Source organism: Pseudomonas alkylphenolica (genome assembly GCF_000746525.1).
Taxonomy (GTDB): domain Bacteria; phylum Pseudomonadota; class Gammaproteobacteria; order Pseudomonadales; family Pseudomonadaceae; genus Aquipseudomonas; species Aquipseudomonas alkylphenolica.
The window spans coordinates 703,485-716,809 of sequence record NZ_CP009048.1 but is presented as its reverse complement, the minus strand read 5'-3'; the positions used below and the strand labels follow the sequence as shown (position 1 = coordinate 716,809).

The window sequence follows — 13,325 nt, the reverse complement described above, 5'->3', positions numbered from 1 at the left end:
ACCATGCGCTGGATCACCCGCCCCGGCTGGCCCGGTAACCTGCTGGCCGTGGCGGCCGGTGCAATCACCACCCTGGCCCTGGCGCCGTTCGATATCTGGCCGCTGGCACTGCTGGCGGCCGGCCTGTTCTACCTCGGTTTACGTGAGCTGAGCCCACGCCAGGCCCTGGGCCGCGGCTGGTGCTTCGGCTTCGGCCTGTACGCCGCCGGTACCAGCTGGATCTACGTCAGCATCAACACCTATGGCGGCGCCACGCCGCTACTGGCTACTGGCCTGCTGCTGGCATTCTTTGCTGCCATCGCCTGGTTCTTCGCCCTGCCTGCCTGGATCTGGGCGCGCTGGCTGCGCCGCAACGAGGCGCCCCTGGCCGACGCCCTGTGCTTCGCCGCCCTGTGGGTCGGCCAGGAAGCCTTTCGCGGCTGGTTCCTCACCGGTTTCCCCTGGCTTTATTCCGGCTACAGCCAGCTCGACGGTCCGCTGTCCGGCCTGGCTCCGGTCGGTGGCATGTGGCTGATCTCCTTCTGCCTGGCCTTGTGTGCCGCCCTGCTGTGCAACCTGCCTCGTTTGCGGGCGCGCAAATCCTTCCTGGCCTTGGCCATCGTCCTGTTGCTGGCGCCCTGGGGCGTGGGCCTGGCCCTGAAGAACCACGCCTGGACCGAGCCTGCCGGCAAACCGCTGACAGTGGCCGCCCTGCAAGGCAATGTCGAGCAGGAGCTGAAGTGGAACCCCGAACACGTCAACGCCCAGCTGGCCCTGTACCGTGACATGAGCTTCAGCTCCAAACCGGTCGACCTGCTGGTCTGGCCGGAAACCGCTGTGCCGATCCTCAAGGAACAGGCCCAGGGTTATCTGGACATGATGGGCAGCTTCGCCGCCGACCGGCATTCGGCGCTGATCACCGGTGTGCCGGTTCGCGAAGTGGTGCACCAGCAACGTCGTTACTACAACGGCATCACCGTGACCGGTGAAGGCGATGGCACCTACCTCAAGCAGAAACTGGTGCCTTTTGGTGAGTACGTTCCACTGCAAGACATGCTCCGCGGCGTGATTGCCTTCTTCGACCTGCCGATGTCGGACTTTGCCCGCGGGCCCGCCGACCAGGCACTGCTACAGGCCAAGGGCTATCAGATTGCCCCGTACATCTGCTACGAAGTGGTCTACCCGGAATTCGCTGCAAGCCTGGCGGCCCGTAGCGACATCCTCCTGACCATCAGCAATGACACCTGGTTCGGCACCTCGATCGGCCCGTTGCAGCACTTGCAGATGGCCCAGATGCGCGCGCTGGAGGCCGGTCGCTGGATGATTCGCGCCACCAACAACGGTGTCACCGGGCTGATTGATCCATTCGGGCGCATCACCGCACAGATCCCGCAGTTCGAACGCGGCATCCTCTACGGTGAAGTGGTGCCGATGCAGAAGCTCACGCCGTACCTGCAGTGGCGCTCCTGGCCACTGCTGATTGTCTGCACGCTGCTGTTTGGCTGGGCCTTGCTGGCCAGCCGGATCGCCAAGACCGTCTAGTAGAACAGGCGGTAACCGAGCAGGCCGACTGCCTCATTGAGCAGTTGGCCACTCTGCCACATGGCCTTGCCTTCCGGCAGCCAGCCACCGAATGGCCGGGCATGATCACGGCCGAGAAAGTTGACTGGCGCCGGGATGACGGTAAAACCCGCCTGTTCAAAGCTCCAGCGCGACCGCTGCATATGCCAGGCCTGAGTCACCACAACCACACGCTTGATACCCTGAGGCAAGAGGATCTGGGCGCTCATTTGAGCATTCTCCCAGGTGGTCCGGCTGCGCTCTTCTTTCCAGCGCACGCTCACACCGAGATCACCCTGTAGCACATCGGCTATCAACTGCGCTTCGCTAGGCGGAGTGCCGTAGTGCAAACCGCCAGAGATCAACAGTGGCAGACCCGATGCCTTGGCCAACCGGGCGGCGTAACGCATGCGCTCCATGGCTGCACCTGCCGGCTGATCAACGAAGTCCCAGGCCGGATCGCCGCGTTCGCGCCCTGCTCCCAACACCACAATGGCATCGGCCTGCGCGGCCAGCTGCGCCCATTGTTCATGGCTCAAAGCCGGCTCGGTCTCCAGTAAATGCGCCGAGCGCTCGACGACAATCGGCAGACTCATCGTCCACAAGCCACCCAAGCCCAGGACAAAACACAGGGCAGACAGGCGCGGCCAGGAACGACGCAGCCACCAGGCAGCGATCAACAGCAGGAACAACACGCCGGGTGGCAAGATTATTTGTTTGATCAAATAACGAATAGGCACAGGTCACCTCCATGGAGGTGCGCAGCCTAAGAGGATCGGCACCTGGCAACAATAGTCAGGAGTCAGATGCCGATCATCTTGAGTTTGCAAAGGGGGGCGCACTCCGTATTGCGCCTGGGAATCCGGTAGCTACTTGAATTGCAGCTTTCTGGATTTTGCCGTGGTAGTGGAGCGTGTCTTGTCCTTGAGCCAGACAACTCTGGCCGTAGGTGGCGGCTCCGCTGATAGCTGTGCGCCAGCGCATCCATGCCTGCCCTCTGGAAGGGAGTCCAGATAGGCTTTGATCACATCGAATTCAGCGCGGCTCAGACCACGCAACTCCAATTCAGCAGGCACTTCATCGCGTAACCGAACGGAAGTTCTGGCGACCTCCAGAGCAAGCCCCAGACGATCGATCAGCCGTTCGTAAAGCTCCGGTTTTGTTGCTTGTAGCTGCGACTCTCCCATCCGTTCACCTCATTGAAGATAAAATATCTCCCCCCAACAGTGAGCTTAGCGTTACTCGAAAAAGCAGCCGGACGCTGCGACCAACGGCCCGCAGCGCCTGTGCCAGTGCAATCAGGGTTTCCCTCGATGGACAGGGGTCATGTATGCTAGGCCGTTCACCATTTTGACACCGGATTGCCGATGTAGCGGTTTTTCCGCTGCCTGGATAAGGTCTCCCATCTCTAAGCGCAAAGTAGCCATGCACGAACTCTATCAGCCCCGCGAAATCGAAGCCGCCGCCCAGTCCTACTGGGACGAGCAAAAGTCTTTTGAAGTCAGTGAACAGCCAGGCAAGGAGTCGTACTACTGCCTATCGATGTTCCCGTACCCAAGCGGCAAGCTACATATGGGCCACGTGCGCAACTACACCATCGGTGACGTGATCGCCCGTTACCAGCGCATGCAAGGCAAGAACGTCCTGCAACCCATGGGTTGGGATGCCTTCGGCATGCCGGCGGAAAACGCCGCGATGAAAAACAACGTCGCGCCGGCCAAATGGACCTACGAAAACATCGAATACATGAAGACCCAGCTCAAGAGCCTGGGCCTGGCCTTCGACTGGTCGCGTGAAGTCACCACCTGCAAACCGGATTACTACCGCTGGGAACAGTGGCTGTTCACCCGCCTGTTCGAAAAAGGCGTGATCTACCGCAAGAACGGTACCGTGAACTGGGACCCGGCCGACCAGACCGTATTGGCCAACGAGCAGGTCATCGACGGCCGTGGCTGGCGTTCGGGCGCGCTGATCGAGAAGCGCGAAATCCCGATGTACTACTTCAAGATCACCGACTATGCCGACGAGCTGCTGGAAAGCCTCGACGAGCTGCCGGGCTGGCCTGAACAGGTCAAGACCATGCAGCGCAACTGGATCGGCAAGTCCCGCGGCATGGAAGTGCAGTTCCCCTTCGATCAGGCCAGCATCGGCCACGCCGGGGCACTGAAGGTCTTCACCACCCGTCCGGACACCCTGATGGGCGCCACCTACGTGGCCGTTGCCGCCGAGCACCCGCTGGCCACCCAAGCCGCCCAGGGCAACCCCGAGCTGCAAGCGTTCATCGATGAATGCAAGAGCGGCAGCGTCGCCGAAGCCGACGTCGCCACCCAGGAGAAAAAAGGCCTGGCCACCTCGCTGTTCGTCGAACACCCGCTGACCGGTGAAAAACTGCCGGTATGGGTCGCCAACTATGTACTGATGCACTACGGCGATGGCGCGGTAATGGCCGTTCCGGCCCACGACGAGCGCGATTTCGAGTTCGCCAAAAAGTACAACCTGCCGTTCAAGGCCGTGGTGCGCACCAGCCTGGGCGACGAAGTCGCTGCCGAGTGGGATGCTGCCTGCGGTGAGTACGGCCAGTTGATCAACTCCGGCGAATTCGACGGCCTGGACTTCCAGGGCGCGTTCGATGCCATCGAAGTGGCCCTGATCAAGAAAGAGCTGGGCAAATCGCGTACCCAGTTCCGTCTGCGTGACTGGGGCATCAGCCGCCAGCGCTACTGGGGCTGCCCGATCCCGATCATCCATTGCCCAGCCTGTGGCGATGTGCCGGTACCGGAAGACCAGTTGCCGGTCAAGTTGCCTGAAGACGTGGTACCGGATGGCGCAGGTTCGCCACTGGCACGCATGCCTGAATTCTACGAGTGCACCTGCCCGAAATGCGGCACTGCGGCCAAGCGCGAAACCGACACCATGGACACTTTCGTCGAGTCGTCCTGGTATTTCGCCCGTTACGCCTCGCCGAACTACGAGGGCGGCCTGGTCGACCCGAAAGCGGCCAACCACTGGCTGCCGGTAGACCAGTACATCGGTGGCATCGAACACGCCATCCTGCACCTGCTCTACGCACGCTTCTTCCACAAGCTGATGCGTGACGAAGGCCTGGTCAGCTCCAACGAGCCGTTCAAGAACCTGCTGACCCAGGGCATGGTCGTAGCCGAAACCTACTACCGGGTTGCCAGCAACGGCGGCAAGGACTGGTTCAACCCGGCTGACGTCGAAGTCGAACGTGACGCCAAGGCCAAGATCATCGGCGCGCGCCTGAAAACCGACGGTTTGCCGGTCGAGATCGGCGGCACCGAGAAGATGTCCAAGTCCAAGAACAACGGCGTTGACCCACAGGCAATGATCGAAGCCTACGGTGCCGACACCTGCCGTCTGTTCATGATGTTCGCCTCGCCGCCCGACATGAGCCTGGAGTGGTCCGATTCCGGCGTCGAAGGTGCCAACCGCTTCCTGCGTCGCGTCTGGCGTCTGGCCCAGTCCCATGTCGCCCTGGGCTTGCCGGGCAAGCTGGACGTTGCAGCCCTGGACGATGGCCAGAAAGTGGTCCGCCGCGCCATTCATGCAGCGATCAAACAGGCCAGCACCGACGTCGGCCAGTTCCACAAGTTCAACACCGCCATCGCCCAGGTGATGACCCTGATGAACGTGCTGGAAAAAGCCCCGCAAGCCAGCGAACAGGACCGTGCCCTGCTGCACGAAGGCCTGGAAACCGTCGCCTTGCTGCTGGCCCCGATCACCCCGCACATCAGCCACGAACTGTGGCACCGCCTGGGTCACCAGGGTGCGGTGATCGATGCTGGCTGGCCGGCGCTGGATGAAAGCGCCCTGGTGCAGGACAGCATCGTTCTGGTCATCCAGGTCAACGGCAAGCTGCGCGGCCAGATCGAAATGCCGGCCGGCGCCAGCCGCGAAGACGTCGAAGCTGCTGCGCGCAGCAACGAAAACGTGCTGCGTTTCACCGAAGGCCTGAGCATCCGCAAGGTCATCGTGGTACCGGGCAAACTGGTCAACATCGTCGCCAACTGACAGGACTACCGGCCCGCAAGCATGGCGGGCCGGTATACAGAATCGGCCCACAAGGGAGCAACAAGATGATCAAACGCAATCTGCTGGTAATGGGCCTGGCCGTGATGCTCAGTGCCTGCGGTTTCCAGCTGCGCGGTACCGGCACCAGTGAGCTGACCATCACGGAACTGGACCTGAGTGCACGCAACGCCTACGGCGAAACCGTGAACCAGCTGCGTCAGGCCCTGCAAAGCAGCGGTGTCAACGTTCACGCTGGCGCACCATACAAGCTGGTCCTGACCAACGAAGCGGAAACCCAGCGCGCCGCCACCTATGCCGGTGGCTCGGGTCGTTCGGCCGAGTATGAGCTGAGCACCGTGCTGAGCTACAGCATCGAAGGCCACAACAATACCAACCTGCTCAACGACAAGCTGGAAGTGCGCAAGATCTACCTGCACGACGGCAACAACATCACCGGCTCCCAGCAAGAAGCGACCCAGACCCGCCAGGAAATGCGCCGCGACCTGGTGCAGAACATGCTGGTACGCCTGCAACTGCTGACGCCGAGCCAGCTCGACCAGCTGCAGCAGGACGCTGACGCACGCGCCAAGGCCCAGGCCGACGCCGTGGAAGCGGCCCGCCGCGCCCAGGACGAGACGCCTCAGCAGTCGCCCCTGCAACTGCCGATCAACTGAGTCTGAACGGGGCACTTCGGTGCCCCGCCTGCGATCATGAAACTCGCCCCCGCCCAGCTCAACAAACACCTGCAAGGCAGCCTCGCGCCGGTCTACGTGATCAGTGGCGATGATCCGTTGCTCTGCCAGGAAGCCGCCGATGCGGTGCGTGCTGCCGCGCGCCAGCAAGGCTTCGATGAACGCCAGGTATTCAGCGCTGACGCCAACTTCGACTGGGGCACCCTGCTCCAGGCTGGTGCCAGCCTGTCACTGTTCGCCCAACGGCGCCTGCTGGAGCTGCGCCTGCCTTCCGGCAAGCCTGGCGACAAGGGCGCTGCGGCACTGATCGAATACTGCTCACGACCTGCCGAAGACACCCTGCTGCTGATCAGCCTGCCCAAGCTCGACGGCAGTGCGCAGAAGACCAAATGGGGCAAAGCGCTAATCGAAGGCCAGCAGGTCCAGTTCATCCAGATCTGGCCGGTCGACACCCAGCAACTGCCCCAGTGGATCAACCAGCGTCTGTCCCAGGCCGGGCTGTCCGCCCAGCGCGACGCGGTAGACCTGATTGCCGCCCGGGTCGAAGGCAACCTGCTCGCCGCAGCCCAGGAAATCGAAAAGCTCAAGCTGCTGGCTGAAGGCAATCAGATCACCGTCGAGACGGTGCAAGCGGCGGTGGCTGACAGCGCCCGTTTTGATGTCTTCGGCCTGGTCGATGCAATTCTCAACGGCGAGGCTGCTCATGCCCTGCGCATGCTCGAAGGCTTGCGCGGTGAAGGGGTCGAACCGCCAGTGATTCTCTGGGCCCTGGCACGGGAATTACGTGTGCTGGCCGGGCTTGCCCAGCAGTACAGTCAGGGCGTGCCGCTGGACAAGGCCTTCAGCCAGGCTCGGCCACCGGTCTGGGACAAGCGCAAGCCACTGATGAGCAAAGCCCTGCAACGCCACTCGGCGCAGCGCTGGAGCCAGTTGTTGCAGGATGCCCAGCGCATTGATGCGCAGATCAAGGGGCAGGCCCAGGGTTCGCCCTGGACGAGCCTTGCGCGATTGTCGTTGTTGATGGCTGGGCAACGTTTGGCATTGCCGGCAGAGTGACTGCAATCGCGGGGCAAGCCAGCTCCCACAGTGGGAGCTGGCTTGCCCCGCGATACTTTCACCCCTATATTGCGCCCAGCAACCCAACAGGAGCCCTGCCATGAGCAAAAAACCCAGGCCCAACAAGGCCAAGTCCATAATCGCCCAACCTCTGTTCCGCAGCCGCCAGGAACGCGCAGGCAAAGGCAAAGGCAGCTACCGCCGCGAAGCCTTCCAATCGAGAGATTGGGAGGCTTCTTACTTTTTGGCGGCATAAAAGCAAGATTCCGGCAGGCATGGTATGGTCGTCACCTGACCTGAAATACCTGGACCTGTGCATGCCCTTTTGTCTTTCCCATCGCTGGCAACCTCGCCAGCTGATTGCTGCCTCCAGCCTCATCCTGCTCGTCGCCTGCGCGGAAAAACCCACCGCCGCCGATGCCCTGCCGCTGGCTCCTGCCCAGCCCGCCCCGGTCGTGACCGTGCCGAACCCGGTAGTCGACACCAGCACCGAAATTCAGCCGCTGCAAAGCTTTGCCCAATGGCAAGCAGGCTTCCGTCAGCAAGCCTTGCAAGCGGGTATCAACCCCGGCACGTTTGACCGCGCCTTCCTCGGTGTCACGCCAGACATGGACGTGATCAAGGCCGACCGCAGCCAGCCAGAGTTCGCGCGCCCCGTCTGGGAGTACCTCGACGGCGCCCTGTCGCCCCTGCGCGTACGCAATGGCAAAGGCCTGCTGGAAAAACACGCAGAGCTCTTGAGCCAGATCGAACAGCGCTACGGCGTCGACCGCAACGTGCTGGTCTCGGTGTGGGGCATGGAAAGCAACTTCGGCCAGTTCCAGGGCAACAAGTCAGTGATCCGCTCCCTGGCAACCCTGGCCTATGAAGGCCGCCGCCCGGCCTTCGCCCAGGCACAACTGATCGCCGCCCTGCAGATCCTGCAGAATGGCGATATCCAGCCCGACGCCATGAAAGGCTCGTGGGCGGGCGCCATGGGCCAGACCCAGTTCATTCCGACTACCTACAACACCCATGCGGTGGACTTCGACGGTGACGGCCGCCGGGACATCTGGAACAGCTCCGCCGATGCCCTGGCCTCCACTGCCCATTACCTGCAAAGCTCCGGCTGGAAACGCGGTGAGCCATGGGGCTTCGAGGTACAACTGGCACCCGGCTTCGATTACTGGCTGGCCGATGGTAGCCAGCGCAAGAGCGTATCCGAATGGATGCAACTGGGCCTGAAACTGCCAGCCGGTGTACGCCTGCCTGCCGGAAGCGAGCAACTCTCCGCTGCCCTGCTGCTGCCTGCGGGATATCGCGGCCCGGCGTTCCTGGTTCTGGACAACTTCCGCGCGATCCTCAAGTACAACAACTCGTCTTCTTATGCCCTGGCTGTCAGCCTGCTTGGCCAGCGTTTCGATGGCTCGGGTTACATCGCCGGCCCTTGGCCAAAAGACGATCTGCCGTTGAGCCGTAGTGAGCGCGTCGAGCTGCAGACCCTGCTCAGCGCCAGAAACTATGACGCCGGGGCCGCCGACGGCATTATCGGCGCCAACACTCGCAAAGCTATCCGCAATGCCCAGCAAGCACTGGGTTGGCCGGCTGATGGCTATCCGACGCATAAACTGCTGGAAAGCCTACGTCAGCGCTAAACCATGATCGCGGGGCAAGCCCGCTCCCACGCCACCTGTGGGAGCGGGCTTGCCCCGCGATTAGTGTTCAAACAAACAGATCCTGTTCCAGGCGCAAGCACTTGCGCTCAGCGTCCAGGTACACCTGCGCCCCTAGCGGCAAGGTGATATTGGGATCGCAGTGGCCACTGCGCCAACCGGCCAGCACCGGTATCTGCAGCGGTTCGAACATCTCCCGCAACAACGGCGTCAGCGCCTGCAGTGTCAGCCCGGCAAAGTCCCCGACCAGCACACCCCGCAACCCTTCGAACTTGCCGGCCAGGCGCAGCTGGGTCAACAGCCGGTCGATGCGATACAGCGGCTCGTTGACATCCTCGATGAACAGAATGCCATCCCGGCACTCGAGCTCTGCCGGCGTACACAAGGTTGCACACAGCATCGCCAGATTACCGCCCATCAACCGCCCTGAGGCAGCGCCAGAGACGATCGTACTTAAAGGATGACTCTGTGGATGCTCCAACCTGTCACCACACTTCAAACGCCCGCTGAGCAGCTCGAAAAGTGAGGACACCGAAGGCGCCTGCTTGTGCGCCAGCAACTCGGACTTGAGCATTGCCCCATGAAAGGTCACAAAACCGGCATGCCGGGCGATCGCACTGTGCAATGCGCTGATATCGCTGTAGCCAACAAACGGCTTGGGGTGTTTGCGCAACACGCCATAGTCGAGTCCCTCAAGCAGGCGGATACTGCCGTATCCACCGCGCAAGCAGATAATTGCATCCACATCATCCGCGGCGAACGCCGCATGCAGGTCCGCCAGCCGCGTCGCGTCGCCACCCGCCAGATAACCTTGAACCTCGGTTACCCCCGGATAGATCCGGCATTGATAGCCACGCGCTTCGAACCACTGGATCGCCTTGAGCGTATCGAGCTGGGCCGGTCCAGCGGGTGCGATGATGGCGATACGGCCATTCTCTGGCAGCGCCTTTGGCAGCATTGAACTAACTGATTGCAGGGCTGGCTGCTGATCGATAGGAAGGTTCATCCAGACGACTCCTTGTTTGGACTTGAGCATCAACCCTAGAGCGGTTGACGGTCAAACGGCGGGTGGAAAAAATCCCGCAAACAAAAATGCCGATGCCGCCGGCAAGCGGGCATCGGCATTCGACACAGCCGGGATCAGAGCTTGATCTTGGCCTCATGCGCCTGCTGGTCGGCATGGTACGAAGAACGCACCAGAGGACCGGAAGCAACGTTCTTGAAGCCCATCTTGTAACCTTCTTCGGCGAACCAGGCGAAGGTATCCGGGTGCACGAAACGCTGCACCGGCAAGTGGCTGCGCGATGGCTGCAGGTACTGGCCGAGGGTCAGCATGTCGATGTTGTGCTCGCGCATGCGGTGCATCACTTCGATCACTTCTTCGTCGGTCTCGCCCAGGCCCAGCATCAGGCCGGACTTGGTCGGTACGTGCGGCACCAGCTCTTTGAACTTCTGCAGCAGGGTCAGCGACCACTGGTAGTCGGAGCCTGGACGTGCGGCCTTGTACAGGCGTGGCACGGTTTCCAGGTTGTGGTTGAACACGTCCGGCGGGGTCTCGGCGGTGATCGCCAGGGCCACGTCCATCCGCCCACGGTAGTCCGGCACCAGGGTTTCCAGCTGGACACCCGGCGACAACGCGCGAATTTCGCGGATGCAGTCGGCAAAGTGCTGGGCACCGCCATCACGCAGGTCGTCGCGGTCCACCGAGGTGATCACCACGTACTTCAGGCGCAGGTCGGCAATGGCGACGGCGAGGTTCTTCGGCTCATCGACATCCAGAGGCTTCGGACGGCCGTGACCAACGTCACAGAACGGGCAGCGACGGGTGCAGATGTCACCCATGATCATGAAGGTCGCAGTACCACCGGAGAAGCACTCACCCAGGTTCGGACAGGACGCCTCTTCGCAGACACTGTGCAGCTTGTGTTTGCGCAGCAATTGCTTGATACGGTCGACTTCCGGCGAAACCGGGATACGCACGCGGATCCAGTCCGGTTTCTTCGGCAACTCGTCGGTCGGGATGATCTTTACCGGGATACGCGCGACTTTCTCCGCGCCACGCAGTTTGACACCCGCCTCGACCTTGGGCCGTGGCGCTGGTGTCACGCTTTGCACTGGTTCTTGCACAACAGTAGTCATATTCAGAAGATTCCGCCCGTAAGGGTCGTCTGCTCAGCATAGTCGAGGTGCTTGACCAGCTGCCCGCGCAGCCTTGCCCTTACCTCAGAGAGTTCGATCGAGCCTGCCTGGTCGCGCAGCTGGGTCATGGCCAGCCCCGCATACCCGCAGGGGTTAATCCGGCGGAATGGCGCAAGGTCCATGTCCACGTTCAAGGCAAGGCCATGGAAAGAACAGCCATTGCGGATCCGCAGGCCGAGGGAGGCGATCTTCGCTCCATCGACGTAAACGCCCGGGGCATCGGCCTTGGCCGCCGCCTCGACGCCATAACTGGCCAGCAACTCGATCAGGCAGCGTTCGATCCGGGAGACCAGATCACGCACACCAAACCCGAGCCGGCGCACATCAAGCAACAGGTAAGCCACCAGCTGGCCGGGACCGTGATAGGTCACCTGGCCGCCCCGGTCGGTCTGCACTACTGGAATATCGCCGGGCACCAACAGGTGCTCGGCCTTGCCCGCCTGGCCCTGGGTGAACACCGCAGGGTGCTCCACCAGCCAGACCTCGTCGCAGGTTTCGGGGCCGCGCTGGTCGGTGAACCGGCGCATGGCCTCGAGCACCGGCTCGTAAGGCAATAATCCCAGATCGCGAAAGCCGAGGCTTGCCGGCATCAGAGCACCATTTTCACAATACCGGTAGCGCGCAGGGCGCTGTTGATATTGTGCAGCTGGTCTTCACCGGTAGCGACGATGTGCAGTTGCACAGTGGTGTACTTGCCTTCTTTACTCTGGCGTTCGGCCAGGGTCTTGAGATCGACTTCGGCGTACTTCTTGAGGATCTCGATCACCGTATCCTTGAAATTGACCACGGTGTCACCGATTACCTTGATCGGGTAATCAGCGCAAGGGAATTCGATTTTGTGCGATTTGTCAGCTTCGGTCATGGCAGTAACGGCCTCGTAAGCCGTGGCAACAACAACGCCCCCGCGTGAATTGGCGGGGGCGTGGCTGGTCACGATATCAGTTGAACAGCCCGTAGAAGAATAGACGAATGCTATCCCACACCCGGCCGAAGAAACCAGCTTCCTCAACAGCGTCCAGCGCGATCAGATCGGCGCTGTGTACAACGTTGTCATCCAGTTTGACTTCCACTTTACCGATCACGTCACCTTTGGCGATTGGCGCGGTCAGTTGCGGGTTCATGGTCATGCTTGCAGCCAGTTTCTTCAATTGGCCTTTAGGCAAAGTCATGCTCAGGTCTTGGGCCAGACCGGCTTTTACCTTGTTGACGGCACCCTTCCAGACTTGCGCCTCGGCCAGTTCAGTGCCCTTCTGGTAGAAGGTCTGAGTTTCGAAGAAGCGGAAACCGTAGGTCAGCAGCTTCTGGGTTTCGGCAGCACGGGCCTGCTCGCTGTTGGTACCGAAGACCACGGCGATCAGACGCATACCATCACGTACGGCCGACGACACCATGCAGTAGCCCGCTTCGTCGGTGTGACCGGTTTTCAGGCCATCGACAGTCTTGTCGCGCCACAGCAGCAGGTTGCGGTTAGGCTGCTTGATATTGTTCCAGAAGAACTCTTTCTGCGAGTAGATCGCATAGTGAGCAGGGTCTTCGTGGATGATTGCGCGCGCCAGTACCGCCATGTCGTGAGCCGACGAGTAGTGCTCGGGGTTCGGCAGGCCGGTCGGGTTCATGAAGTGGCTGTTGCTCATGCCCAGGTCAGCGGCAGTCTTGTTCATCATGTCGGCGAAGGCGTCTTCGCTACCGGCGATGTGCTCGGCCAGGGCGACACTGGCGTCGTTGCCCGACTGGATGATGATGCCGTGCAGCAGGTCGCTGACGCTGACCTGGGTGCCGACCTTGATGAACATCCGCGAGCCACCGGTACGCCAGGCGTTTTCGCTGACGGTTACCGGGTCGTTCTCGCCGATTTGCCCGCGACGGATATCCAGGGTCGCGATGTAGGCGGTCATCAGCTTGGTCAGGCTGGCCGGCGGCAAACGCTCGTCACCATTGTTCTCGACCAGGATATTACCGCTGGAAGCTTCCATGAGCACGTAGGACTTGGCTGCCAGTTGCGGCGGCGACGGCATCATCTGCTCTGCCGCAAAGGCGGCAGGGGTGATCATCAGCGGTACAAGCAGGCAAAGGCGTTTGGCAAAGCTGGTTATGTTCATCCGTCTCTCGAAATGGCTATTGGGCTCATGCCCTACATGGGCAAAACGTCTTCAGG

The 13,325-nt window shown here is 61.5% G+C and carries 13 protein-coding genes; 6 read left to right on the top strand and 7 right to left on the bottom strand.

Annotated elements, in window-relative coordinates; translation table 11 throughout:
• Positions 1-3 precede the first annotated feature (3 nt).
• Positions 4-1,521, top strand: coding sequence for an apolipoprotein N-acyltransferase (gene lnt, locus PSAKL28_RS03375; RefSeq protein ID WP_038606580.1), 1,518 nt, complete (start codon positions 4-6; stop codon positions 1,519-1,521).
• On the opposite strand, the gene PSAKL28_RS03370 is transcribed toward lnt, so the two are convergent.
• Together PSAKL28_RS03370 and PSAKL28_RS03365 are read right to left on the bottom strand one after the other, a co-directional pair.
• Entirely contained in the window at positions 1,518-2,279 is a 762-nt protein-coding gene (locus PSAKL28_RS03370) for a YdcF family protein (protein ID WP_038606577.1), read from the bottom strand. The two genes, lnt and PSAKL28_RS03370, sit on opposite strands and share 4 nt — an antisense overlap.
• Before the next feature lie 129 nt (positions 2,280-2,408).
• Positions 2,409-2,726, bottom strand: a complete 318-nt coding sequence (locus PSAKL28_RS03365) for a hypothetical protein (protein WP_038606574.1) — start codon at positions 2,724-2,726, stop codon at positions 2,409-2,411.
• 238 nt (positions 2,727-2,964) lie between these two features.
• Here PSAKL28_RS03365 and leuS point away from each other — a divergent pair, with 238 nt between their 5' ends.
• The 5 genes from leuS to PSAKL28_RS03340 all read left to right on the top strand — a co-directional run bounded on the left by leuS (position 2,965) and on the right by PSAKL28_RS03340 (position 8,953).
• On the top strand, positions 2,965-5,571 hold the full coding sequence (gene leuS, locus PSAKL28_RS03360) for a leucine--tRNA ligase (protein WP_038606571.1): 2,607 nt from the start codon (positions 2,965-2,967) through the stop codon (positions 5,569-5,571).
• A gap of 65 nt (positions 5,572-5,636) precedes the next feature.
• Entirely contained in the window at positions 5,637-6,245 is a 609-nt protein-coding gene (locus tag PSAKL28_RS03355) for an LPS-assembly lipoprotein LptE (protein WP_038606568.1), read from the top strand.
• Positions 6,246-6,281: 36 nt separating this feature from the next.
• The gene (holA, locus tag PSAKL28_RS03350; RefSeq protein WP_038606566.1) at positions 6,282-7,319 is read left to right on the top strand and encodes a DNA polymerase III subunit delta; all 1,038 of its coding nucleotides are present in this window, start codon (positions 6,282-6,284) and stop codon (positions 7,317-7,319) included.
• 100 nt (positions 7,320-7,419) lie between these two features.
• Positions 7,420-7,575, top strand: a complete 156-nt coding sequence (arfA, locus tag PSAKL28_RS03345) for an alternative ribosome rescue factor ArfA (protein WP_038606564.1) — start codon at positions 7,420-7,422, stop codon at positions 7,573-7,575.
• A 61-nt stretch (positions 7,576-7,636) separates the two neighbouring features.
• Complete coding sequence (locus tag PSAKL28_RS03340; protein WP_038616216.1) at positions 7,637-8,953, top strand: lytic murein transglycosylase; 1,317 nt, start codon at positions 7,637-7,639, stop codon at positions 8,951-8,953.
• A 67-nt stretch (positions 8,954-9,020) separates the two neighbouring features.
• On the opposite strand, the gene PSAKL28_RS03335 is transcribed toward PSAKL28_RS03340, so the two are convergent.
• The 5 genes from PSAKL28_RS03335 to PSAKL28_RS03315 form a co-directional block, all read right to left on the bottom strand.
• A complete protein-coding gene (locus tag PSAKL28_RS03335; RefSeq protein WP_051939150.1) occupies positions 9,021-9,977 on the bottom strand; it encodes a S66 peptidase family protein in 957 nt (318 codons plus the stop codon).
• A 134-nt stretch (positions 9,978-10,111) separates the two neighbouring features.
• Positions 10,112-11,110 (bottom strand): lipoyl synthase, encoded by a 999-nt coding sequence (lipA, locus tag PSAKL28_RS03330; RefSeq protein ID WP_010222903.1) that lies wholly within the window; start codon positions 11,108-11,110, stop codon positions 10,112-10,114.
• Positions 11,111-11,112: 2 nt separating this feature from the next.
• Positions 11,113-11,760, bottom strand: coding sequence for a lipoyl(octanoyl) transferase LipB (gene lipB, locus PSAKL28_RS03325; RefSeq protein ID WP_038606561.1), 648 nt, complete (start codon positions 11,758-11,760; stop codon positions 11,113-11,115).
• Positions 11,760-12,032, bottom strand: a complete 273-nt coding sequence (locus PSAKL28_RS03320) for a DUF493 domain-containing protein (protein WP_038606559.1) — start codon at positions 12,030-12,032, stop codon at positions 11,760-11,762. Before PSAKL28_RS03320 ends, lipB begins: the two co-directional genes overlap by 1 nt.
• Before the next feature lie 76 nt (positions 12,033-12,108).
• Entirely contained in the window at positions 12,109-13,269 is a 1,161-nt protein-coding gene (locus tag PSAKL28_RS03315; protein WP_038606556.1) for a D-alanyl-D-alanine carboxypeptidase family protein, read from the bottom strand.
• Positions 13,270-13,325 lie beyond the last annotated feature (56 nt).